At 60.1% G+C, this 23704-nt stretch carries 26 protein-coding genes; 20 read left to right on the top strand and 6 right to left on the bottom strand.

The window, feature by feature from the left end; translation table 11 throughout:
* The first annotated feature begins 8 nt into the window (after nucleotides 1–8).
* Together JTY93_RS19065 and JTY93_RS19060 are read left to right on the top strand one after the other, a co-directional pair.
* Nucleotides 9–614: a DUF4823 domain-containing protein gene (locus tag JTY93_RS19065; RefSeq protein WP_029299675.1), complete on the top strand. Its 606-nt coding sequence runs from the start codon at nucleotides 9–11 to the stop codon at nucleotides 612–614.
* A gap of 16 nt (nucleotides 615–630) precedes the next feature.
* Nucleotides 631–1197 carry a DUF1285 domain-containing protein gene (locus tag JTY93_RS19060; protein ID WP_205477378.1) on the top strand — a complete coding sequence of 189 codons (567 nt, stop codon included), beginning with the start codon at nucleotides 631–633 and terminating at the stop codon, nucleotides 1195–1197.
* Between the two features lie 121 nt (nucleotides 1198–1318).
* Here the strand turns inward: JTY93_RS19060 and JTY93_RS19055 are convergent, their stop codons facing one another.
* The 3 genes from JTY93_RS19055 to JTY93_RS19045 form a co-directional block, all read right to left on the bottom strand.
* Nucleotides 1319–1576 (bottom strand): hypothetical protein, encoded by a 258-nt coding sequence (locus JTY93_RS19055; RefSeq protein ID WP_169992717.1) that lies wholly within the window; start codon nucleotides 1574–1576, stop codon nucleotides 1319–1321.
* Nucleotides 1577–1629: 53 nt separating this feature from the next.
* The gene (locus JTY93_RS19050; protein WP_205477377.1) at nucleotides 1630–1968 is read right to left on the bottom strand and encodes a hypothetical protein; all 339 of its coding nucleotides are present in this window, start codon (nucleotides 1966–1968) and stop codon (nucleotides 1630–1632) included.
* A gap of 85 nt (nucleotides 1969–2053) precedes the next feature.
* The gene (locus tag JTY93_RS19045; protein ID WP_205477376.1) at nucleotides 2054–3262 is read right to left on the bottom strand and encodes an MFS transporter; all 1209 of its coding nucleotides are present in this window, start codon (nucleotides 3260–3262) and stop codon (nucleotides 2054–2056) included.
* Nucleotides 3263–3446: 184 nt separating this feature from the next.
* Here JTY93_RS19045 and JTY93_RS19040 point away from each other — a divergent pair, with 184 nt between their 5' ends.
* Together JTY93_RS19040 and JTY93_RS19035 are read left to right on the top strand one after the other, a co-directional pair.
* The gene (locus tag JTY93_RS19040) at nucleotides 3447–3926 is read left to right on the top strand and encodes a GNAT family N-acetyltransferase (RefSeq protein WP_169992712.1); all 480 of its coding nucleotides are present in this window, start codon (nucleotides 3447–3449) and stop codon (nucleotides 3924–3926) included.
* A 72-nt stretch (nucleotides 3927–3998) separates the two neighbouring features.
* Nucleotides 3999–4802: an IclR family transcriptional regulator gene (locus JTY93_RS19035; protein ID WP_205477375.1), complete on the top strand. Its 804-nt coding sequence runs from the start codon at nucleotides 3999–4001 to the stop codon at nucleotides 4800–4802.
* On the opposite strand, the gene JTY93_RS19030 is transcribed toward JTY93_RS19035, so the two are convergent.
* Entirely contained in the window at nucleotides 4803–5855 is a 1053-nt protein-coding gene (locus JTY93_RS19030) for an NAD(P)-dependent alcohol dehydrogenase (protein ID WP_205477374.1), read from the bottom strand. It lies immediately after the preceding gene.
* 181 nt (nucleotides 5856–6036) lie between these two features.
* On the opposite strand from JTY93_RS19030, the gene JTY93_RS19025 reads away from it, so the two are divergent.
* A complete protein-coding gene (locus JTY93_RS19025) occupies nucleotides 6037–6930 on the top strand; it encodes an AraC family transcriptional regulator (protein WP_205477373.1) in 894 nt (297 codons plus the stop codon).
* Nucleotides 6931–7019: 89 nt separating this feature from the next.
* On the opposite strand, the gene JTY93_RS19020 is transcribed toward JTY93_RS19025, so the two are convergent.
* The gene (locus tag JTY93_RS19020) at nucleotides 7020–8684 is read right to left on the bottom strand and encodes an electron transfer flavoprotein-ubiquinone oxidoreductase (RefSeq protein WP_169955228.1); all 1665 of its coding nucleotides are present in this window, start codon (nucleotides 8682–8684) and stop codon (nucleotides 7020–7022) included.
* 556 nt (nucleotides 8685–9240) lie between these two features.
* Between JTY93_RS19020 and JTY93_RS19015 the strand changes: the two genes are divergently transcribed.
* From JTY93_RS19015 to JTY93_RS18950, 14 genes are all read left to right on the top strand, one after another.
* Complete coding sequence (locus tag JTY93_RS19015) at nucleotides 9241–9990, top strand: electron transfer flavoprotein subunit beta/FixA family protein (protein ID WP_084378987.1); 750 nt, start codon at nucleotides 9241–9243, stop codon at nucleotides 9988–9990.
* 2 nt (nucleotides 9991–9992) lie between these two features.
* Nucleotides 9993–10922, top strand: a complete 930-nt coding sequence (locus tag JTY93_RS19010) for an electron transfer flavoprotein subunit alpha/FixB family protein (protein ID WP_057960381.1) — start codon at nucleotides 9993–9995, stop codon at nucleotides 10920–10922.
* Nucleotides 10923–11002: 80 nt separating this feature from the next.
* A complete protein-coding gene (locus tag JTY93_RS19005) occupies nucleotides 11003–11818 on the top strand; it encodes a substrate-binding periplasmic protein (RefSeq protein ID WP_205479484.1) in 816 nt (271 codons plus the stop codon).
* Between the two features lie 9 nt (nucleotides 11819–11827).
* Entirely contained in the window at nucleotides 11828–12184 is a 357-nt protein-coding gene (locus JTY93_RS19000) for a DUF4398 domain-containing protein (RefSeq protein WP_076961152.1), read from the top strand.
* Complete coding sequence (locus tag JTY93_RS18995) at nucleotides 12181–12984, top strand: OmpA family protein (RefSeq protein ID WP_169992700.1); 804 nt, start codon at nucleotides 12181–12183, stop codon at nucleotides 12982–12984. Before JTY93_RS19000 ends, JTY93_RS18995 begins: the two co-directional genes overlap by 4 nt.
* A gap of 307 nt (nucleotides 12985–13291) precedes the next feature.
* Entirely contained in the window at nucleotides 13292–14731 is a 1440-nt protein-coding gene (locus JTY93_RS18990) for an aminotransferase-like domain-containing protein (protein WP_029299649.1), read from the top strand.
* Between the two features lie 104 nt (nucleotides 14732–14835).
* Entirely contained in the window at nucleotides 14836–15324 is a 489-nt protein-coding gene (locus JTY93_RS18985; RefSeq protein WP_169992698.1) for a translation initiation factor 2, read from the top strand.
* Nucleotides 15325–15485: 161 nt separating this feature from the next.
* The gene (locus tag JTY93_RS18980; protein ID WP_205479487.1) at nucleotides 15486–15740 is read left to right on the top strand and encodes a YkgJ family cysteine cluster protein; all 255 of its coding nucleotides are present in this window, start codon (nucleotides 15486–15488) and stop codon (nucleotides 15738–15740) included.
* A gap of 41 nt (nucleotides 15741–15781) precedes the next feature.
* Entirely contained in the window at nucleotides 15782–16390 is a 609-nt protein-coding gene (locus JTY93_RS18975; RefSeq protein ID WP_205479489.1) for an START domain-containing protein, read from the top strand.
* A gap of 102 nt (nucleotides 16391–16492) precedes the next feature.
* Nucleotides 16493–16729: a hypothetical protein gene (locus JTY93_RS18970; RefSeq protein ID WP_029299643.1), complete on the top strand. Its 237-nt coding sequence runs from the start codon at nucleotides 16493–16495 to the stop codon at nucleotides 16727–16729.
* Between the two features lie 211 nt (nucleotides 16730–16940).
* Entirely contained in the window at nucleotides 16941–17282 is a 342-nt protein-coding gene (locus tag JTY93_RS18965; protein ID WP_029299641.1) for a ribonuclease E inhibitor RraB, read from the top strand.
* A gap of 462 nt (nucleotides 17283–17744) precedes the next feature.
* Nucleotides 17745–19154: a circularly permuted type 2 ATP-grasp protein gene (locus JTY93_RS18960; RefSeq protein WP_205479491.1), complete on the top strand. Its 1410-nt coding sequence runs from the start codon at nucleotides 17745–17747 to the stop codon at nucleotides 19152–19154.
* Between the two features lie 4 nt (nucleotides 19155–19158).
* Complete coding sequence (locus JTY93_RS18955; RefSeq protein WP_205479493.1) at nucleotides 19159–20109, top strand: alpha-E domain-containing protein; 951 nt, start codon at nucleotides 19159–19161, stop codon at nucleotides 20107–20109.
* Entirely contained in the window at nucleotides 20106–20909 is an 804-nt protein-coding gene (locus tag JTY93_RS18950; protein ID WP_205479495.1) for a transglutaminase family protein, read from the top strand. Before JTY93_RS18955 ends, JTY93_RS18950 begins: the two co-directional genes overlap by 4 nt.
* 76 nt (nucleotides 20910–20985) lie before the next feature.
* On the opposite strand, the gene JTY93_RS18945 is transcribed toward JTY93_RS18950, so the two are convergent.
* Nucleotides 20986–21798 carry a c-type cytochrome gene (locus tag JTY93_RS18945; protein WP_205479497.1) on the bottom strand — a complete coding sequence of 271 codons (813 nt, stop codon included), beginning with the start codon at nucleotides 21796–21798 and terminating at the stop codon, nucleotides 20986–20988.
* Between the two features lie 688 nt (nucleotides 21799–22486).
* On the opposite strand from JTY93_RS18945, the gene JTY93_RS18940 reads away from it, so the two are divergent.
* Nucleotides 22487–23692 carry an acetyl-CoA C-acetyltransferase gene (locus tag JTY93_RS18940; RefSeq protein WP_205479500.1) on the top strand — a complete coding sequence of 402 codons (1206 nt, stop codon included), beginning with the start codon at nucleotides 22487–22489 and terminating at the stop codon, nucleotides 23690–23692.
* Nucleotides 23693–23704 lie beyond the last annotated feature (12 nt).

Below are 23704 nucleotides of genomic sequence, written 5' to 3'. Positions count from 1 at the left end.
AGGATAGGATGCGTAGTCTGGTTTTGTTGCTGGCGTCGTTCGCGCTGGGTGGCTGCATGACAGTCAGCGATATGGCCGAAGGCACTCGCTATCAGATGAGCGATGCCGGTTTGCTGGATCACAGCGATACCCGTCGCTCCAACTCGGTTCGCATACAGCCCGATTCGTTTGTATTTATCGCCCAGGGCGCGTTCACGCCGCCGGGCAGCGCCTATCCGCGTCCCAATGTGGTGGCCGAAGAAGCCTTCAATGGTTTTATCGAATACTTCCCCATGGTCCGCCGCGCCCGCGCCCCGCAAGGACTGGAGCAGGCCATGGCCGAAGCCCGCGAGGTGGGGGCCCATTACCTGTTGTATACGCGCTTCGCCAAGGCGGATGATCGCATCGGCAATGCAGATGAGTGGGCCGATCAGGAAGCCCTGGATCGGCTGGGTGTCGACAGCGGGGTGATCCAGATTATGTTGATCGAGACCAGCACCCAGTATTTGATCGATACTGCACGGATTCGCAGTCGTGGCGGTTTACTGACGTTCCACGACAACAAACCCGAAGATCTGCTTGGCCCACCGCTGCGCCAGTATGCCCGCAGCCTGCTGGGCATGAGCGACCAGTAATTCAAAGGAGAACAGCATGACGGATTCGGCCAAAGCCAATGATTTGTTGGCACAGTTGCCCAAGGGCAAGGGACCGGCTCCGGTTCACCTGTGGAACCCGGATTTCTGTGGCGATATCGACATGCGCATCGCCCGTGATGGCACCTGGTATTACCTGGGCACGCCTATCGGGCGTAAGCCGATGGTCAAGCTGTTCTCCAATATCATCCGCCGCGATGGCGATGATTACTTCTTGATCACGCCGGTGGAAAAGGTCGGGATCAAGGTGGACGACGCGCCCTTTGTGGCCGTGTCGCTGGAGGTCGAAGGCGATGGCGAGAACCAGCTCCTGCGGTTTACCTCCAATGTCGAAGACCTGATCGAAGCCGGCCCGGCGCATCCGTTGCGGGTGGTGATTGATCCACACACCCAGGAGCCTTCGCCCTACGTGCTGGTGCGCAACAACCTTGAGGCGCTGGTCCACCGCAACGTGTTCTACCAGATGGTGGAACTGGCAGTAACACGCCGGATCGACGGCGAGAGTTGGCTGGGCGTCTGGAGTGGCGGGGTGTTCTTCCCGATAGGCCTGGAGCCCAGGGACTGATACCGGCAAGCCGGCTCCTACATAGGTTTGGAATGTTTGTAGGAGCTGGCTTTCCAGCGATGACGGCCTGCCTAGCGCTAGATCATCACCAGGCACACTGCGATCGCCGGCAAACCGTCTATTACGCGTCTTCGAGCTTGCGCGCCGCGTCCACGCCGGATGCTGTCAGCTTGATCGGCAGGTGCAATGCGTGTTCGCCGGCATCGTTGCAAGTCACATGGCCTTCCTTGATCAGCCCACGGTCCTGAAGGATCGCCAGGGTACTGGCCACGACTTTTTCGCCCCGGTAGTTATCCAGCACCTCCTTACCCAAACCATTCGGGTGCGCGTGCAGCAAGCGGGTGAGGACTTCTTTCTCAAGGTTTTTATCGACGTTCATGCATACCTCTTCAGGATCAGTGGTGGGGTAGTGTTCGTCTGTCGGCCACGGGCTCAGGGCTGTTTCGGCGCGCCGGGCAGGTTGTCATCGTGGCCGCTTGGGGTGGCATTCTTGCCGGGGCCGATCTTGCCGTTCTCCACATCGGTGCCCAGGCCCTGACGGTTACCGTCGTTACCCTTGGTGCGCGGGTCGGCGCCGTCCTGGATGATGGCGCCGCCATTGGTATCCAGGCCGGTGCCCATGGAGTTTTCGGTTTCTTGGGTGGCGGGGTTGGGCGGGCTGCCAATCGGGTCGGTCTTGCCGGTGGACGGGTCGGATGCGGCGACGCTGGCCAGGGAAACCGCAGACAGCAAGCCCGCGAAGGCGAGGGCAGTCACTTTGGAAGTATTCATGGTGGAGCCTCCATAGGAATAAAGTCCTTACCTTAGGTTGGTCAGCCCACTCTTATTGTTGGTGCCTGGATCACGACGAACGGTGCTAGGTCACCTGTAAGATTTTGTGTTTCGACACCCGGCGCCAAATCAGGCGCAGCACCGTGATCAGCCAGTTGAGCAAGGCGATGCCCAATACACTGGCGAGCAGGGTTGGCACGCCATGCTCGACAATCAGCTTGCCCGCCAGCAGCGGAAACCCGAACACCCCGATAAAGTACGACAGGCTGAACAGCAGCAAGGCTTGGGGCGTGCTGGCAGTTGGCGCTTCGTTGGCGGCCAGGCCGTTGATCACTGAGTAGGTCAGGCCGTAACCCACTCCCAAGGTAATGGCCGCCAGCAAGTAGCTGAAGCTGTCATGCACGCCGAAGCTGAACATCAGGATCGACACCAGCATCAATCCGGATAACACACAGGCCGACCAGTACGCATCGCGCCTGACCACAAAGCTGGCAATCACCAAGCGACTGGTAATTGCCGCACCCATGAAGCCGAGAAAGAACAGCGAATAGTCCAACCCATGACTCGCCGCGTAGCTGGTCTGGAAGCTCGACAGCCCGCCAAACACACAGCCGCCCAGGCCCACCATGATGATTGCGAATACCGCCTTCGACCCCAGTACGCGCCGGGTGCTGGCCCAGGAGATTTTCGACACGGTGCCAGTCCCCAGCAAGTTGGGTTGCTGCTTGAGATAGCTGCCCAGGCGCCAGAACATCAGCACGCCCACCAGGCTGGCGAGGGCTGCAATATAAAATGCGCTTTCCAGAGGCAGGCCCATGGCGCTGGCCGCCCGCCCCAACAGGGGGCCCGAACCGATGCCGGTCATCATGCTCCCCGACAGCCAGGCGAAATACTTGGCCCTGTGGCTGGGCGCCACCAGCATCGCCACGATGATCGGGCCCAGGGTGTAGAACACGCCCCAGCCCAGCCCGAGGGTCAGGCCGAACAGCATCAGGCCCTGGCCAAAACCCGGCGTCAGGGCAAAGCCCAGGCAGGCCACCACCAGCAGGATCCCCAGGCAGGCAATTGAGCGCGCGGCACCCAGGGCATCGGCCAGGTGCCCGGATGCAATCACTGCGATAAACGTACTGAGCATCGCCATGGAAATCACGCTGCCGGCGTCGTGTTCATTGCCGCCTCTGGAATCGATCAGCAGCGACAACAAAAACGTCGAGCCATACGACAGTGACAGCAGGTAGCTGGCAAGGCAGAACAGGGCGAAGAGCGTTCCGCCAACTGGAGCAGTGGGGCGCATGGGCAAGCCTTGGGGTTTGTTGGATTTATGGCGGACTTTTTACCATGGGCCACCCCGTGCTTTGTTCTGTGGTTACTGGCGTCAGCATTGCTGCGCAGCGGAGTAATCGCGTGCATAAATCCCTGCAAGCGGTCATCAAAGCGCCTTAGTATGTGTCCTTTCTTTTTTAGCCGCAGGCCTGTTCATGACCATCGAGATCCGTCCCGCCGTGCCCAGCGATGCTGCGCAGATCCTGACCTTTATCACTGAGCTGGCCGAGTACGAAAAAGCCCGCCACGAAGTGATCGCCAGCGTGGTGGATATCGAGCGCAGCCTGTTCAGCGAAGGTGCCACCGCCCATGGCCTGATCTGCCTGCGCGATGGCTTGCCGATTGGTTTTGCGGTGTTCTTCTTCAGCTACTCCACTTGGCTGGGCAGCAATTGCCTGTATCTGGAAGACCTGTACATCAACCCGGAGCAGCGCGGCGGCGGGGCGGGCAAGAAGTTGCTGCGCCACCTGGCAAAAATCGCCTACGACAATGGCTGTGGGCGCTTTGAATGGAGTGTGCTGGACTGGAACGAGCCGGCCATTGCGTTCTACAAATCCATCGGTGCCCAACCCCAGGAAGAATGGGTGCGCTACCGCATGGAAGGCGAGGCGTTGCGTGAGTTTGCCCAGGGCTGAGATCGGCCCTGCCTTGAGGCTCGGCATTTGCCATAATGGCCGCCGCTTTCGCATTTCTAGATAGGCCCCGACATGCAGGAAAACCCACCGATTCCCGCCAAAGACCCCGCGCCCACGGGCACCCAGACCCTGCTGCGCGGCCTGGGCGTGGTGCAGGCGGTGGCGTCCGGGGCGCGGGATCTCAAGGAGATTGCCCGGCGCATCGGCACCACTCGCAGCACCACGCATCGCCTGGCCAGTTGCCTGGTGGACGAACGCTACCTGCGGGTAGTGCCGCAAGTCGGCTACCTGCTGGGCCCCAAGCTGATCGAGTTGGGCTTCCAGGCCCGGGAAGAACTGCCGCTGGTGACGCTGGCGATGCCTTATCTGGATGAGCTGTCGGCGCTGACTGGCGACACCATCCACCTGGCGATCCGCGAATACGACGATGTGCTGTACCTGCACAAGAATCCTGGGCGCAACGGCCCGGAAATGCGCTCGCGGGTCGGCCACCGCATGCCCCTGGCACGTACCGGGATCGGCAAGGCCTTGTTGCTCGATGATTCGCAAGAGGAATGGCAGCGCCTGTATCAGGCCAGCTTGCCGGTAGGCGGGAAAAACCTGCACTGGCCGCAGCACCCGGAACAATCCTGGGAGCAATTCGAGCAACGCATGCGCGAGTATGTCGCGGGCGGCTATGCGTTCGACCTGGAAGACAACGAACCGTCGATCCGCTGTGTGGCCGCGCCCGTGCGCGATGCCAGCCGGCGGATTGTCGCCGGCATCAGCATCGCCAGTACGGTGCCCTACATGCCGCTGGAAAAAATGGCCGAGCTGATTCCTGTGGTCAAACAGGTCGCAGCACGGCTGTCAGCGGAGTTGGGGGCGAAGGCCTGATCAAGCCTTCAGGGTGGTCATGTCGATCACGAAGCGGTACTTCACGTCGCCAGCAATCATGCGCGCATAGGCCTCGTTGATCTGGCGGATATCGAGCATTTCGATGTCGCAGGTAATGCCATGCTCGGCGCAGAAATCCAGGACTTCCTGGGTTTCGGCAATGCCGCCGATCAGCGAGCCGGCCAGGACTTTACGACCCAATACCAGCTTCGCTGCGTTGACCGGTGGGTCGACCGGTTCGATCAAACCCACCAGGATGTGCACGCCGTCAAAACGCAGGACGTCGAGGTAGGGGTTCAGGTCGTGCTGCACCGGAATGGTATCCAGCAGGAAGTCGAAACTGCCGGCTGCTGCCTTCATCTGCTCGGCGTCGGTGGACACGATCACGTGATCGGCGCCCTGGCGACGGCCTTCTTCTGCCTTGCTCGCGGAGCGGGTGAACAGCGTCACTTCGGCACCCATGGCCTTGGCGAACTTGATGCCCATATGGCCCAGGCCGCCCATGCCGAGAATCCCGACTTTATCGCCCGCCTTGACCCCATAGTGCTTGAGCGGCGAGTAGGTGGTGATGCCTGCGCAGAGGATCGGTGCGGCGCTGGCCAGGTCGAGCTTGGCCGGAATCTTCACCACGAAGTGCTCGCTGACCACGATGCTGTCGGAATAGCCGCCCATGGTGTTGCTGCCGTCCACCCGATCCGGGGTGGCATAGGTCATGGTCGGGCCTTCGAGGCAGTATTGCTCCAGGTCTGATTTGCAGGCTTCGCAGTGGCGGCACGAATCCACCATGCAGCCCACGCCGACCAAGTCGCCGACTTTATGGTCAGTGACGCTGGCGCCGACGGCAGTGACCTTGCCGACAATCTCGTGGCCTGGCATCAGCGGGTAGACGGCGATGCCCCATTCGTTGCGCGCCTGGTGGATGTCGGAGTGGCAGACGCCGCAGTAGAGGATCTCGATCGCCACGTCATCGGCTCGCGGGCTGCGGCGCTCGAAGGACATGGGGGCGAGGGGCGTGGTGGCCGACTGGGCGGCGTAACCGATGGCGGTGTACATGGTGAAAACCTCGCAAAAGCTTGAACGGGAAAGGTGGCGAATTCTGCGCGTGGAGCCGGTGGGCGAACATGGCAAATGCTCCGAGTCTCATGCCTATTCGTCCGGGAGTGCCCCAGGATTGGATTCATTGGCCGCCAGACCTGCGATGATGTTCTCATCCCTTTTTCGCGAAGTTTTTGCCATGTTGTTGACTCGCCATCTTGATGCCAACGCCACGCTGGTTTCTTTGATTGAGGGGCTGACGCCCCGCGATGGTTTTTCCCCGACTCACCTGGCGGGCGTGAAGGTGTTGCGCGCCAGTTGCGACGTAGCGCGCGGGCCGCAGATCTATGAACCGAGCCTGATGTTCGTGGCCCAGGGCAGCAAGGTCGCGTACCTGGGGCCGTGCACCCTGGAATATGGCGCCGGGCATTACCTGATCCAGGCGATGCCGGTGCCGTTCGAGTGCGAGACGTTTGCCATGGCCGCCGACGCCCCGCTGTATGGGGTGACTGTGGGCATTGATCGGGTGGTGTTGGGCGAGCTGGTGATGGCTATGGGCATGCAGGCTGGCCCACCGCCGACGGCGCAGACGTTGGAGTCGATGAGCTCGGTGGTACTGGATGACGCGATGCGCGGTTGCGTCGAGCGGCTGTTGCAGTGCCTGCACGATCCATTGGAAGCCCGGATCATGGGGCCGGCCCGGGTGCGGGAGTTGTTGTTCACCGCCTTGCGCGGGCCCCAGGCCGATGTACTGCGCGCCTTGGTGGAACAGCAGGGGCAGTTCTCGCGGATTGCCACGTCCTTGAACCACTTGCATGCCCATTACGCCGAACCCCTGAACATCGAGACCCTGGCCGGTTATGCACATATGAGTGCGTCGACGTTCCATGAGCACTTCAAGCGTTGCACCTTGTTGTCGCCGGTGCAGTACCTCAAGCGTCTGCGCCTGCTCAAGGCCCAGCAGTTGTTGCTGGTGGAAGGCATGGGCGTGGCGCAGGCGGCGCATAACGTGGGGTATCAGAGTACGTCGCAGTTCAGTCGGGAATATAAGCGCTATTTCCTGCGCAACCCGGGTGAAGAACGCGCCGCGTAAATCCCCAGAGATACCTCGCTCCCACATTAGATTTGCGTCGGCCATAAAAAAGGCTCTCCAGTGGAGAGCCTCATTTTCAAGCAGGTGGCTTACATATTCGGGTAAGTCGGCCCGCCCGCGCCTTCCGGTGTCACCCAGGTGATGTTCTGCGAAGGGTCCTTGATATCACAAGTCTTGCAGTGCACGCAGTTCTGGGCGTTGATCTGGAAGCGCTTCTCGCCGTCTTCCTGAGTGATGACTTCGTACACGCCTGCCGGGCAGTAGCGCTGCGCCGGTTCATCGTAGAGCGGCAGGTTGGTGCCGATCGGGATGCTCGGGTCCTTGAGTTTCAAGTGGCACGGCTGTTCTTCTTCATGGTTGGTGCTGGAGAGGAACACCGAGCTCAGCTTGTCGAAGCTCAGCTTGCCGTCGGGTTTGGGGTAGTCGATCTTCTGGCTGTCCTTGGCCAGCTTGAGGCAGGCGTAGTCCGGCTTGGTGTCATGCAGGGTGAACGGCATTTTGCCGCCGAGGATGTTCTGGTCGAACCAGTTGAAGCCTGCACCGATAATCGGGCCGAACTTGTGCATCGCCGGGCCGAAGTTGCGGGTGGCGAACAGTTCTTCGTAGAGCCAGCTGGCTTTGAAGCTGTCGACGTAGGCGGTCAGTTCATCGCCGCCTTCAGATTCGGCGAACAGGCGATCAGCCACGGCGTCGGCGGCGAGCATGCCGGACTTCATTGCGGTATGGCTGCCCTTGATCTTGGCCACGTTCATCGTGCCCAGGTCACAACCGATCAAGGCGCCGCCTTTGAATACCATCTTCGGCAGCGAGTTGATGCCGCCCTTGGCCAGGGCGCGCGCGCCGTAGCTGATGCGCTTGCCGCCTTCCAGGTACTGGGCCAGCACCGGGTGATGCTTGAGGCGCTGGAACTCATCGAACGGCGACAGGAAGGTGTTGCTGTAGGACAGGTCGACGATCAGGCCTACGACCACCTGGTTGTTTTCCAGGTGATAGAGGAAAGAGCCACCGGTGTTCTCGTTGCTCATGATGTCCAGCGGCCAGCCGGCGGTGTGGACCACCAGACCTGGCTGATGCTTGGCCGGGTCGATTTCCCAGATTTCCTTGAGGCCGATGCCGTAGTGCTGCACGTCGGCATCGCTGTCCAGGTTGAAGCGCTGGATCAGTTGCTTGCCCAAGTGCCCGCGGCAGCCTTCGGCGAACAGCGTGTACTTGCCGCGCAGTTCCATGCCGGGGGTGTACAGGCCTTCTTTTGGATGGCCTTCACGGTCCACGCCGAGGTCGCCGGTGATGATCCCGCGCACCACGCCGTTCTCGTCGAACAGTACTTCCTGGGCGGCGAAGCCAGGGTAGATTTCCACGCCCAGGTTCTCCGCCTGCTGGGCCAGCCAGCGGCACAGGTTGCCCAGGGAGATGATGTAGTTGCCTTCGTTGTGCATGGTCTTGGGCACAAAGAAGTCTGGAACCTTGGTGGAGCTGTCGCTGCTGCGCAGTACATAGATGTCGTCGCGCACGACCGGGGTATTGAGCGGGGCGCCCAATTCTTTCCAGTCCGGGAACAATTCATTCAGGGCGCGTGGTTCAAACACGGCACCGGACAGGATGTGTGCGCCGACTTCGGAGCCTTTTTCGACCACGCAGACGCTGATTTCCTTACCGGCTTCGGCGGCCTTCTGCTTCAGTCGGCAGGCGGCAGACAGGCCCGACGGCCCTGCGCCGACGATGACCACGTCGAATTCCATGTATTCGCGTTCCACAGGCTATCTCCTACTCAAGGCTCAACAGTTTTTTTTCTAATGGGTGGAGGTTCGGTGTTTTATCTGTCGTCTTCTGCGCCAATTTCTTACAAAAGGGCAGGGGAGGACCCACCTTTCTCTCTAGGTGGCGCATTATATCTACACCACTCTCAGCGTCCAATACAAACGTTTGTTTGAATTGCCCGCAAGCTAGGTAAATCAAAGCAACGCGGCTTATATCTGACCATTTTGCTGTATTGACCGGAAAAGGTGTTCCGGTCAATATACGGTCGGTTTTGCGCTTCCCGTAGGCGGACTGCCGGTTTCAAGGCCACGTCCAAAGACAAGGCAATGCTGATGCAGGTTGACGCGCACGTAATGCTGGCGCGCAGTTTACACGTTGCGACGATGAATGACTTGTCAGTCACCCCTGACGAACGGTCTTTATTGTTGAGTACGTGCAACGTTACCTGTCATGACGGCCTGCGTTTTTAGAGGTGCCCTTGTGCGCCGTTGAGCATCTACCGCCAGGTTTATCCGGGCGGCTTCCTTTTCACCGGAGAGTAACGAGGAATCCATGAAGGTTCTTGTAGCTGTCAAACGCGTTGTCGATTACAACGTGAAAGTTCGCGTCAAGGCGGACAATTCCGGCGTCGATCTGGCTAACGTCAAAATGTCGATGAACCCCTTCTGCGAAATCGCCGTGGAAGAAGCCGTACGCCTGAAAGAAAAAGGTGTTGCGACTGAAATCGTCGTCGTTTCCATCGGTCCAACCACTGCTCAAGAGCAGCTGCGTACCGCCCTGGCGCTGGGTGCCGACCGCGCGGTGCTCGTCGAGTCCGCTGAAGAACTGACCTCGCTGGCCGTTGCCAAGCTGCTCAAGGCCGTTGTCGACAAGGAACAGCCGCAACTGGTGATCCTTGGCAAACAGGCGATCGACAGCGACAACAACCAGACTGGCCAGATGCTGGCTGCACTGACCGGTTACGGCCAGGGCACCTTCGCTTCGAAAGTCGAAGTCAGCGGCGACAGCGTTGCCGTGACCCGCGAAATCGACGGCGGCGCGCAGACGGTTTCCTTGAAACTGCCGGCCATCGTCACCACTGACCTGCGTTTGAACGAGCCGCGTTATGCGTCCCTGCCAAACATCATGAAAGCCAAGAAAAAGCCTCTCGAAGTGCTGACTCCGGATGCTTTGGGCGTTTCCACCGCCTCTACCAACAAGACCGTCAAAGTCGAAGCGCCGGCTGCACGCAGCGCGGGTATCAAGGTCAAGTCGGTGGCTGAACTGGTCGAGAAACTGAAAAACGAAGCGAAGGTAATCTAATCATGACTATCTTGGTAATCGCAGAACACGACAACAAGGTGCTGGCCCCGGCCACCCTGAACACCGTAGCTGCTGCTGCGAAAATCGGTGGTGATATCCACGTCCTGGTCGCTGGCCAGAATGTTGGCGCTGTGGCTGAAGCCGCCGCGAAAATCGCTGGCGTGAGCAAAGTACTGGCCGCCGACAACGCTGCCTACGCTCACCAATTGCCGGAAAACGTTGCCCCTCTGGTTGCAGAGCTGGGCGCTGGCTACAGCCACATCCTGGCTGCTGCCACCTCCAACGGCAAAAACATCCTGCCGCGGGTTGCTGCGCAGTTGGACGTTGACCAGATCTCCGAGATCGTTTCGGTCGAAAGCGCCGACACTTTCAAGCGCCCGATCTACGCCGGTAACGCCATTGCCACCGTGCAATCGACTGCTGCTGTCAAAGTCATCACCGTGCGTGCCACCGGTTTCGACCCAGTTGCCGCCGAAGGTGGTTCGGCTGCCGTTGAAGCGGTGGCTGCTGCTCACGATGCTGGCACTTCCAGCTTTGTTGGCGAAGAGCTGGCCAAGTCGGACCGTCCTGAGCTGACCGCTGCCAAGATCGTCGTTTCCGGCGGGCGTGGCATGCAGAACGGTGACAACTTCAAGCACCTGTACGCCCTGGCCGACAAGCTGGGCGCGGCGGTCGGCGCTTCGCGCGCGGCGGTCGACGCAGGCTTCGTACCCAACGATATGCAGGTCGGCCAGACCGGCAAGATCGTGGCGCCACAGCTGTACATCGCGGTCGGTATCTCCGGCGCGATCCAGCATTTGGCTGGTATGAAGGACTCCAAAGTGATCGTTGCGATCAACAAGGACGAAGAAGCACCGATCTTCCAGGTGGCTGATTACGGCCTGGTGGCGGACTTGTTCGAAGCCGTACCTGAGTTGGAGAAGCTGGTCTAAACCAGCCGCTTCACTTATAAAGAGCCCGGTCTTATGACTGGGCTTTTTTTTGCACGCCACTTTTGATCGGGAACCACGCCATGGAACTGCGTCGCTGGACTGTACTGCTGGGCCTGTCACTGCTGCCGACCTTGTCTATCGCTGCCGGCAAATGCGAGCGCCTGGTGGTGACCGGCAGCCCGGATGCGCCGCCCTATTTGTGGCGAGACCCGCAAGACCCCACCCACTTGATCGGCGCCAATGCCGACGTGCTGCAACAAGTGGCCAAGGAGCTGGGGTTGAAAGTCGACCTGTTGTATGGCGGCAAGCGTTCCCTGGCCCTTGATGAAGTCCGCAGCGGGCGCATGGACATGCTGGTCGATGCGCCGCTGAGTGTCAGCGAGCTGGAGACCCTGGACTACATCCATCCGGCACTGATGCAGGCCGATTACCGGGTGTGGACCCGCGTCGACTCGCCCCTGGTCTATACCCATGCAGCCGACCTGCATGGCCACAAGGGCGCGGTCTCGGAGCGGGCGCGCCTGTCCCCTGAGTTTGAAGCCTTTGCCAGCGAACACCTGACCCTGGAACGCCTGCCAACCGTAACCCCGGCCTTGCAGAAACTGCTGCTTGGCGAAGTGGACTACGTGCTGGCCGGCCGTTACTCCGGCATGGCCATGGCGCAGACCCTTGGCATGAGCAAAGACCTGCTGGCCCGTGAACTACCGATTGATCAGCCGGGGCTGTTCCTGGCGATTTCCCACAACTCGGCCTGCAATGATCCGTGGTTGCGCGGACAGCTCGCCAAAAAGATGACAGAATTGTCCGCGTCCGGTCTGACGGAAGCCGCGTTGCAGCGCAATATCGAACGCTGGAAGACGCAGTTGCAGCAACCCGTCAGCACCCCAACAAAGTAGGGATTTTTAGTGACTATTCGACCTCTTTTCGCCGCCCTCGCCGTAGTAACGCTGGCGGGCTGTGCCGCAGATCCTGCGCCGAATGAGCAAATGCGCCTGACCCAGCAAGCCTTGGAGCAAGCCGCCGCCGTGGGCGCTGTCGCTGACGACGTGCCTGAGTTGAAACTCGCCGAGACGAAGCTGGCCCAGGCCAAGGCCGATATGGCTGACGAGTCCTACAAGGATGCCCGCATGCAGGCTGAACAGGCCGAACTCGACGCGCGCCTGGCAGAGGCGCGGGTACTGACGCAAAAGAGTCAGGAGCAGTTGAATGTCCTCGACACTCGTATCACCCGCCTGCGCAAACAGCTGGGAGATGCTCAATGAACCGCCTGACATTTGGGTTGCTATTGAGCAGCCTGCTGCTCGCCGGTTGCGCCAGCCATCCCAATAGCGACGCCGCGTTGCAGCAGGCTGGCAGCGACTTCCAGAAGGTCAAGGAAGACTCCAATGTATTGCGCATCGCGCCCAAGGACGTGATCCGCGCCGGTGAGTCCCTGGCCCGCGCCGACCGCCTTTCCAGCTACTGGGGCAGCGGTGGCGACGTCGTGCATTACGCCTACCTGAGCCAGCGCTATAGCGCCATCGCCCGGGAACATACCGAGTTGGTACTCAACGAAGAACGTGCGGCCAAGCTCGAACTGGAGCGTCAACGCCTGCAACTGGCGCTGCGCGAAGCCAAGTTGTTGAGCGTGCAGCAACAGGGCAAGTGGCTGGAGGAGCAGATCGCCAGCCTGACCACCACCCAGACCGATCGTGGCCTGGTGATGACCTTGGGCGACGTGCTGTTCGACACTGGCCAGGCGGAGCTGAAAAACTCCGCCAACCGTACAGTGCTGAAGATCGTGCAGTTCCTGCAACTGAACCCCAAGCGGGTCGTGCGGATCGAGGGTTATACCGATAGCACCGGCGGCGAGCACGAAAACCTCAAACTGTCCCGTGACCGTGCACAGGCCGTGGCGGACGTACTGGTCGACCTGGGCATTGATGAAAAACGCATCCAGGTGGAAGGCTATGGCGATCAGTACCCGGTGGAAGTGAATGCTTCCGAACGTGGTCGTGCGCAGAACCGGCGTGTGGAAATCGTCTTCTCCGATGAGAAGGGCCAGCTCGGCGCCGCGCGCTGAACCTCAGTGCGCGTACGGTCGATGTGGGAGCTGGCTTGCCTGCGATAGCATCGGCGCGGTGCATCTGAACACTCGCATCGCCAGCATCGCAGGCAAGCCAGCTCCTACCGGGTATGTGGCGCACCCGCTATGCAACCCGATCTTTGATCGGGTTTTTCATGCCTGCGATTCACAGCTCAACCCATACAGTTTTTTCTATCACTGCCGCGCGTCCTCGACTATTGTGGCAACTGTCCCCGTACACTTCTAAACTGTGCCGGTATGTTTCACACAAAAATAAAATACCCGTGAAATCGAGTGCTGCGTCATGACCAATCTCTTGCTTTACCAACGTATCGCCCAGCAGTTGGCTGAGGATATCCGGCGCGGTGTCTATCAACCGGGTGAGCGCGTGCCTTCGGTGCGCAAGATGAGCTCTCAGCTCAATGTCAGTCATGCCACCGTGCTACAGGCCTACGCCAACCTTGAAGACCAGGGGTTGATCCGTGCGCGGCCGCAGTCCGGGTATTACGTGCACCAGACGCCGGCCCTGACCGCACCGACGCCGGATATCGCTCGGGTCGAGCGCCCGGGCCTGGTCACCCGCAGCAGTATCATCCAACAGGTCCTGGTTGAATCCCGTCGCGAAGGGGTGTTCCCGCTGGGGGCCGCTGTTCCCAGTGTCGATTACCTACCGGTGCGGGCGCTGCACCAGCAACTGGCCAAGGTCACGCGCTTTCAGAGCCCACGGGCGTTCAGCTATATGTTCAGCCCGGGCTTCGAGCCGCTGCGGCGCCAGGTCGCGATTCGTATGCGCGATGCCGGAGTGGTGGTCGATCCGTCCGAAGTGGTGATCACCCACGGGTGTGTCGACGCATTGCAGATGTCGTTGCGGGTGCTGACTCGCCCCGGCGACCTGATTGCCGCCGAATCGCCCACCTATTACGGCCTGCTGCAACTGGCGGACTTGCTTGGCCTCAAGGTCATCGAGATTCCCAGCGACCCGGCCACAGGCATGAGCCTGGAAGCCCTGCAGTTGGCGGCCAACCAGTGGTCGATCAAGGCCCTGGTGTTGACCACGCGCCTGAGTAATCCCCTGGGCGGCACCATGCCGGAAGAACGGCAGAAACAGCTGCTGCGCCTGGCCTCGGATTTCGATATCCAGATCGTCGAAGACGATATCTACGGCGAATTGATGTTCGAGTTGGGCCGCACCAAGGCCCTCAAGGCCTATGACCGCCTGGATAGGGTGATCTACTGCTCCAGTTTCTCCAAGACCCTGTCCCCTGGCGTGCGCATCGGCTGGATGATTGCCGGCAAATACCAGCAGGAGATCCAGCGCCTGCAGATGTTCAGTACCCATTCGGCGTGCAGCGTTACGCAGATGGGCGTGGCGGCGTATCTGGAGAATGGCGGTTACGACCGCCATCTGCGCTACATTCGCCAGGAGTACCGCAAGAACCTCAGTGCCTTCCAGTTAGCGGTGCAGCAGTATTTCCCGGAAGGCACGCAGATGAGCCGGCCGACGGGCGGTTTTATCCTGTGGGTCAGTCTGCCGGGCAGGGTCAATACCCAAGAGCTGCACGTGCGGGCTTTGCAGCAAGGCATCAGCATCGCGCCGGGGCTGATCTTCAGCAATACCGAACAGTTCAACCACTGTATTCGGCTCAACTGCGGTACGCCGTGGAACCGAGAAGCGGAGCGAGCCCTGATGACCCTGGGCATGCTGGCCAACCAGTTATGCCAAGAGGCTGCGGGTGGTTTTTGAAGCGCCAAAACGGGGCATGAACGGTAGCTGGCTAATCACCGCGCTTGTCATGCCGCGCTCAACAAGCGAGCATATGGCCTTCTGCCGTTAATGCTGTTGGCGATATGACCTCTATTTTTCCTGCCGCGCTGTTGATCTGTCTGGCGAGCCTGTGCAACACCACTTCTGTACTGGCAGCGCCTGCCAGTGCGCCAGTTGTGCTGGCAGCCGCCGAACAAAAGCCGGCACCGGCTAAAAAAACGACCCAGGCTAAAAAAGCCGCTCCGGTTACGAAAGCCGCCAAGGAAAAAAAGCGCGCGCCCATCGCAAACAAGTCCAAGTCGGCCCGGGAAGTGGCCCAGACCAAACTGGCGCCAGCGCAATTGGACCTGAGTCTGCCCCAGGAAATGGTCCGGCACCTGCAGCCCCTCGGCACTATGCCGCAACCCAAGAATGTGCCGTTGTTGCCGCCGATGTTTGGCGAGAAACCGATCGATAACAGTGCTTTCCAGATCAACGGCCGCCTGTTGAGCAACGAAATGCAACTGCAAATGCGCAATGAAGAGCGGCGCGATGTGGAAGGCGCGGCCCTGGATTTCGAATTCAAGAATTAATCTTGCCTGGCAAAGTGACCTTACCCCCTGACCTTCTGTCGCAGACTGGTCGGTCACTTTTGTTTTCTGCGAAAAACCCCTGTTAGACCATTTTAAAACGGATGTTTTAGGGCGTACTCTAGCCCGGCCATCAACACTTTGTCGTCGAGGACCTACTGGTCATGAAATGCCGTGAAGGCTGTGGCGCTTGCTGTATCGCCCCTTCCATCAGTTCGCCGTTGCCCGGTATGCCCAATGGCAAGCCCGCGGGCGAACGCTGCCTGCATCTGTCGGTCGAACAGCTGTGCCAATTGTTTGGCCTGCCTGAACGGCCTGCGGTATGCGGTGCCTTCGCGGCGGATCTAGAGGTCTGTGGTAGTAGCCAGGAAGAAGCGATCAGGTTGATCGGCTGGTGGGAGCAGATGACGGCGGCGTAGTGGGCTTTAATGTCAGAACTTCAACAATAAGGAATACAACAATGGGTTCGCTGAAACGAATGGCTGTGTTGTGCGGTTTTACGGTGTTGTTTGCGGCTGCCGCACAGGCAGAAGAGTGGCAGGTTGCCAAGGACGAGGAAGGTATCAAGGTCGCCTTGAGTGAAGTGGCCGGGTCCAAATACAAGGCTTATCGCGGCGTTACGGTGATCAAGGCGCCATTGGCCAAGATCCAGGCCCTGCAGGACGATGTCGTCGGTGCCTGTAAGTGGATTCACGAATGCAAGTCGCAGAAGCTGCTCAAGAAGGAAGGCGACAAGAGCTGGACCTACACCCAGTTCAAAGCCCCGTTCCCAGTCACCGATCGTGACTCGATCCTGGAAATCACCACGACCCAGGCTGCCGACGGCAGCGTGACCCGCAAGCTGCTGGAAGTCCCTACCTACCTGCCGGAAGAGAAAGGCTACGTGCGTGTGGCCCAGGTCGAAGGTTTCTGGAAACTGGTGCCCAAAGGCGCCGACCAGACCGAAGTGACTTACCAGGTCCATACCGAGCCTGGTGGCAGCGTACCGTCCTGGTTGGCCAACAAGTTTGTGGTTGAAGCGCCCTTCAATACCTTGAAAGCCCTCAAGGAAAGCGCCGAGAAGCGCTAAGCGCAACCGAGCAGTGCCTCCAGCCTTGAGCGGAACGATCATCGCGCCCTCAAGGTCCAGATAGATGTGAGCCCATCCATGGGCTTTATCGAGGAGGCACTGATGCAAAATTGGCAAGTTACCTTCGTTGATGACCACGGTGTGCAGTCCGTGGAGCAGTTCAGCTGCGCGCAGAAGCCCAGCCTCGAAGACGCCGCACAGATGATCCGCGCCAAACTGCTGCCTATCCCCGCTCAACTGGACCTCAATGACCTGGACGGCCGGATCGCCGAGCCGACGGTTAAAAGCCTGAAGGATCAGAACAGTATCCAGATCCTCGATATTTCTCCCGCCCCCTGAATATTCCCTGTACGTCGTAAAAGCGCTGCTGGTGGAGCTGATAGCTTCGCGCTACTCTGCAAGGGAGATCAGCGAATGAATCGCTAAGGTCTGGTCTTGTCAGCTACATGCTTGTTTTCCTGCGGCGATGTCATTGCCGTCCACCTGCGCCGTTCACGCGCAGGCCCTGGGAAGCACGGAAAGTCTATCCATCGGTTCAGGAGGACGTTTCATGAGCACAGCCTATCAAGAAGACATCAGCACCCACGTGTTACGCCGCATGAAAGAGGGCGGCTTTGACTTCTCGCGTTTCCATCCCATCGAGTTCTACGCCATTTTCCCGGATGAGGAACGTGCGCGCCGGGCTGCGGGTCGGTTTCGTGGGGAGTCGATCAATGCTCAGGTCAGCGCACGGGATGACGGTGCCTGGTTCCTGGAGTTGAGCAAGGTCATGTTCGCCACCTATGACGGTATCGGTGATTTCGAGCAGGACTTTGAGGCGGTAGTCGAGCCCTTGGGCGGGATTATTGAGGGGTGGGGCGTCAAGCACGAGGTTCGTGGGTTACCCATGTAGACACATGATCAATAACGCAGCGTATCGGCTGACCTTTGGGTCGGCCGATTTTGTTTGTGGTGGTGCAAAGTGCTGGGAACTTAATATGAAAAAACCGGCACAAAAAAAAGGCCACCGGAGCAGGGTGGCCAAAAGGGAAGATCGGCATGAAGGGGAACCGATCGGTACATGCACAAGCAAATTACCGGCGGTGATGGGGTGATGCTGTAGGAAGAGTCCTGTTCAGCGAATGTTGGCGATTATCCGCAGGCTTTCCCCGGCAGTGAAATCAACTCTGACTATGCTGGTGATAGGCAACGCCTGCGCCTCTATGAAGCGCGCGGGGCGAGGCCCGGGTATTTGCTGCACCAGGACGGTGCGGCGTTGCCTTTGACTGTATCCAACTGATTGATACTTAAGTGTTTATGCCGCTGGCACGGGCCTTGCGACAGTCCGTTGCGTCCGGGTGACAAGGAGTTCGGCATGATCCGCACTTATTACGATGAAATGTACGATGGGGCCGGCCAGGTCCGACCTCACTATCGCGAGTTCGCCCGTTGGCTGGCTGAAACCCCGCCCGAACTGCTGGCCCAGCGCCGGCGTGAAGCCGATTTGCTGTTTCACCGTGCCGGCATCACCTTCACCCTGTACGGCGATGAGCAGGGCACCGAGCGCCTGATTCCCTTCGATACCATCCCGCGCAGCATTCCCGCCAGCGAATGGCGAGTGGTCGAACGAGGCTGCATTCAGCGGGTCAAGGCATTGAACCTGTTCCTTGCCGACCTGTATCACGACCAACGCATTATCAAGGCCGGGATCATTCCGGCCGAGCAAGTGCTGGCCAACGAGCAATACCAACTGGCGATGCAGGGCCTGGACTTGCACCGTGATATCTATTCCCACGTCTCGGGTGTCGATCTCGTACGCGATGGCGACGGCAGCTACTACGTGCTGGAAGACAACCTGCGCACCCCCAGCGGCGTGAGCTACATGCTCGAAGACCGCAAGATGATGATGCGCCTGTTCCCCGAATTGTTCGCTGCCCAGCGCATCGCCCCGATCGATCATTACCCCAACCTGTTGCTCGACACCCTGAAAAGCTCCAGCCCGCTGGAAAACCCCAGCGTAGTCGTGCTGACGCCCGGGCGATTCAACAGCGCGTTTTTCGAACATGCCTTCCTCGCCCGGGAAATGGGCGTGGAACTGGTGGAGGGCGCCGATCTGTTCGTACGTGACGACCGCGTGTTCATGCGTACCACAGACGGCCCGAAGGCGGTGGACGTGATCTACCGTCGCCTCGACGATGCCTATCTCGACCCGCTGGCCTTCAACCCGGAATCGATGCTCGGCGTGCCGGGGCTGTTGGCCGCCTATCGTTCGGGCAACGTGGTGCTGGCCAATGCCATTGGCACTGGGGTGGCGGATGACAAGTCGGTGTATCCCTTCGTCACCGACATGATCCGTTTTTACCTGGATGAAGAGCCGATCCTCAAGAACGTTCCGACGTTCCAATGCCGCAAGCCTGACGAACTTTCCCACGTACTGGCGAATCTGCCGGAGCTGGTGGTCAAGGAAACCCAAGGCTCCGGTGGCTACGGCATGCTGGTCGGCCCGGCCGCCACGGCCGCCGAAATCGAAGCCTTCCGTGCGCGGATCAAGGCCAAGCCCCATGCCTACATCGCCCAACCGACTCTGTGCCTGTCGACGTGCCCGACCTTTGTCGAAAACGGCATCGCGCCCCGGCATATCGACCTGCGACCGTTTGTCCTGTCCGGCAAGGAAACCCGCGTGGTGCCGGGGGGGTTGACCCGTGTGGCGCTGCGCGAAGGCTCGCTGGTGGTCAACTCGTCCCAGGGCGGCGGCACCAAAGACACCTGGGTGGTCGAGGAATAAAACCATGTTGAGTAGAACTGCCTCGGATTTATATTGGATGTCGCGCTATCTGGAGCGTGCGGAAAACCTCGCGCGCATGCTGGATGTCAGCTATTCACTGTCACTGATGCCCCAGGATGGGCGCGGCGATGGCCTGCACGAACTGGCCATGCCCTTGCTGATTACCGGCACCCTGGACGACTACCGTGAGCGTCATGGCGAGTTGCACGCCGAGCGCCTGCTGCATTTCTTCGCCCTGGACGCCGCCAACCCGGCGAGCATCTACAGTTGCTTGGGGGCGGCCCGCGCCAGCGCCCATGCGGTGCGTGGGCGAATTACCGCTGACATGTGGGAAAACATCAACGCCACCTGGTTGGATATTCGCGTCATAGCCCAGGAAGGCCTGAGCCGTTATGGCATGAGCCGTTTCTGCGAGTGGGTCAAGGAACGTTCCCACCTGTTTCGCGGTGCGACCTACGGCACCATCATGCGCAATGACGCCTTTCGCTTTATTCGCCTGGGCACCTTTATCGAAAGGGCCGACAACACCCTGCGCCTGTTGGACGCCCGCTACGAGATGGCCGGGGACCAGGCCGAAGTGGTGATTGATGGCACCGCCCATGCCTATTACCAATGGAGTGCGCTGCTGCGCGCCTTGTCATCCTTTGAGGCCTACACCGAGATCTACCGTGATGCGCCCGGTGCTCGCCAGGTGGCTGAACTGTTACTGCTGCGCGCCGATGTACCGCGATCTTTGCGCGCGTGCAGTGAAGAAATCGACCAGATTCTCGCCAGCCTGCCTGGCATCAATGGCCGCCCGGCCCAGCGCCTGGCTGCCGAGATGGACGCACGCCTGCGCTTTACGGCCATTGACGAAATCCTCGAGGAAGGCCTGCACGCCTGGCTGACCGATTTCATCCCGCTGGTACGCCAGTTGGGTATCGCCATTCATCATTCCTACCTGGAGGCGGCATGAGACTTTCCATCAGCCACGAAACCACCTACCGCTACGAAGACCAGGTGCGCGCCAGCATCCAATACTTGCGCCTGACCCCTCATGACAGCGAGCGTCAGCATGTGCTCAGTTGGCAGCTCGATTTGCCGCGTCCGGTGCGGGCCCAGTTGGACCCGTTCGGTAATATCCTGCACGTGCTGACCCTGGATGAGCCCCATGAATCGATCATTATCGGCGCCCGTGGCCAGGTGGACATTGACGAGTGGCGCGAGGCCGAGCATGACAGCCAATCGCCATTTCCCTACCAACGTGGCACGCGTCTGACCGAACCGGACGAAGCCCTGCGCGCCTTTGCCCAGCAGCACTGCGGCAAGCGCCGGGATCGCAATGCCCTGATCGACCTGATGCATGCCCTTAACCAGCACATCGCCTACGTACCGGGTGCCACCCAAGTGCAGACCTGTGCGGCCGAGGCGTTCGCCGGGCGTGCCGGCGTTTGTCAGGACCATGCCCACGCCTTCCTGGCCTGCGCGCGTAGCCTGGGGATCGCCACGCGTTATGTGTCGGGGTATTTGTACAGTGAGGACAGCGAGCACCTGGCCAGCCACGCCTGGGCTGAAGCCTGGCTGGATGACGCCTGGTACAGCTTCGATGTGACCAACCAGTTGGCCCGCCCGGAGCGGCATTTGAAACTGGCGGTGGGCCTGGATTATCTCGATGCGTGCCCGGTGCGCGGCATGCGCCGTGGTGGCGGGCATGAGCAGATGCATGCGCGGGTATTTGTCGCGCCGACCCCGGTGATCCTGGTGCAGCAGCAATAACCCCATCACACCCTATGTAGGAGCCGGCTTGCCGGCGACAAGGCCCGAAAGATCGACATCGCCAGCAAGCTGGTTCCTACAAGGCCGCGCCGGTTTTGCGAGCGGCCATATGCTTCAAATACCCCACCAGCAATTCCAGGTCGGCCTCTGGCAACACGCTGGCGGCAAACGCCGGCATCTTCGCCTGCGGCCAATGCCTCAGGCTCTGGGGATCTCGGATGTAACGCTTGAGGAAGTCGCCGCCCAAATACTCGGTCGGGCTGTAGGGCACATTCAGATCCGGCCCTACTTGCGCATCCCCCGCGCCATTTAGGCGATGGCAGGCCAGGCAGTTTTTCTGAAACAGGGCGAACCCCTGGTTGATCGGATCATCCGCCGCTAGAGCCGGGTCGGGCAGCAGCGCCGGGAAGCGTTCGGCAACGGTTTTCAATTGTTTGATCGTCGAGACCTGGAAGGGCCATTGTTCCGGGCTGATCCCGCTCACCTGAGGCTGGGTCCACACCAGATAGAACGGCCCTGCACTGGGTTTGCCATTGGCCAACGGGGGCCAGGGATGGGCCGGATCCTCAACCGCCAGCCACGCTTGCGCGCCGCTTTGCGCAAGCAGCGGCGCGGCGGCCAGTTCGGCGGCAAAACCATCGAGGGCCACGGCCTGCACATGGTTCTGCACCGTCAGGCCCGGTAAGAGTACGGCCAGCGGCACTGCGCGATAGGTCATATTGCGCTTGTAGGAAACGTCATCGACGATCTGCACGGTCTGCGCAGCCGGGTGCTTGAGCAGCTCGGCGGTTTGCCAGGTGGTGCGGCTGTGATCCAGCGCAATGGTTAACTCGGCGGCGCTGGTGGGGCCGGCCAGGATCAGCAGCAGTAGGGCAATAATTTGTTTCAAGGCGAAGCCCATATGGCAATGGCGATACGCGCCCACGATACCGGAAAACTGCCGCTCAACCGTATGCAAAAAAAGACAGCCCCAGCCACGGGAGCGCTTTACGCGGTTGCCCGGGCGGTGCTGCCAAAGGCTGCAATGTCGAGGTGTGACCTGCCTGCTCAGCCAATGATCTTGGTGAGATTGGGCAAAATCAGAATCAGAGTAGTGGCGAAGAGAATTAGCCCCGCCTGGCGAACTTTCGATTGTTTAAACATGGCTGACTGCCTTTTGTTGTTATTCCTGAGCGTCAAATGCGCCGATGCAAGCACCATCCATTCGTTACGTTAAGCCGACTAGATGGCATTTTTCTTACAGCTGCTCCAGCAAGACCCGGCAGCAGCGTCATACACTTCTTACTGATTGAACCTTAGAGCCCATGTGGAGCGTGGTTTAGATCGCTTTCATATCAAGTTATCTTCAAATCCTTTTAAAAGGGTATGAGGCATATAGCCATCTTCGCGCCAGCCCCTTGGCTAGACAGCTAAAACGATTAACCCGGTGTTTCCGACGGCCCTCTACCGTTCGTCTGAGCGCGGTCGTCAAGGTCAATGAGCGCATTGGTCATTGAATCTGCCCTCGTGGCGCTTAAGGTAAGGGCACGGTCGGCTCTCCCCTTGAGAGCTCCATTGCACAGTGGTTCGAGGACGTCATGACCCAAGCTTTGATCTTTGATGCGATACGCACGCCCCGGGGCAAAGGCAAGGCCGATGGCGCGTTGCATAGCGTCAAGCCGGTGAACCTGGTGGCCGGCTTGCTCAGCGCTCTGCAACGGCGCAGCGACCTGGATACCCGCCAGGTGGATGACATTGTGCTTGGCTGCGTCACGCCAGTCGGGGATCAGGGCGCGGATATCGCCAAGACCGCTGCGCTGGTGGCCGACTGGGACGTGAGCGTCGCCGGTGTGCAGGTCAACCGCTTCTGCGCGTCGGGTCTGGAGGCGGTCAACCTCGGCGCCATGAAGGTGCGCTCCGGCTTTGAGGACCTGGTGGTGGTGGGCGGTGTCGAGTCCATGTCCCGGGTGCCCATGGGCAGCGACGGTGGGGCCTGGGTGTTGGATCCGCAGACCAATATGCACAGCCACTTCACGCCCCAGGGGATTGGCGCCGACCTGATCGCTACCCTGGAGGGCTTCACCCGCGAGGATGTCGATGCTTATGCCTTGCACTCCCAGCAGAAAGCGGCACGGGCCAGATCAGACGGTTCCTTCAAGAAATCCCTGGTCCCGGTGCAGGACCAGAACGGTATCGTGCTGCTGGATCACGACGAATTTATCCGTGGTGATTCGACGCTCGAGGGCCTGGGCAAACTCAAGCCCAGCTTCGAAATGATGGGTCAGATGGGTTTCGATGCCACCGCCCTGCGGGTCTACAGCCATGTCGAGCGCATCCACCATGTGCACACACCGGGTAACAGCTCTGGGATTGTCGATGGTGCGGCGTTGATGCTGATTGGCTCCGAGGCCCGGGGCCGCGAACTGGGCCTGCAACCGCGGGCGCGTATTGTCGCCACGGCGGTGACCAGCACCGACCCGACCATCATGCTTACCGGCCCCGCGCCCGCCACCCGCAAGGCCCTGGCGAAGGCCGGCTTGCGAGTCGAGGACATTGACCTGTTTGAAGTCAATGAGGCCTTTGCCTCGGTGGTGCTCAAGTTCATCAATGACATGGGCATCGACGCCGCCCGCGTCAACGTCAATGGCGGTTCGATTGCCATGGGCCATCCGCTGGGGGCCACGGGTTGCGCGATCCTCGGCACCTTGCTCGATGAACTGGAGGTGCGCCAGCAGCGCTACGGCCTGGCCACGCTCTGTGTGGGCGGCGGCATGGGTATCGCCACCATTATCGAACGCCTCTGAGCCTAAGGAATT

Source organism: Pseudomonas hygromyciniae, from assembly GCF_016925675.1.
Lineage (GTDB): Bacteria > Pseudomonadota > Gammaproteobacteria > Pseudomonadales > Pseudomonadaceae > Aquipseudomonas > Aquipseudomonas hygromyciniae.
The sequence above is the reverse complement of the archived record's forward strand: the minus strand, read 5'-3'. Positions and strand labels throughout refer to the sequence as shown.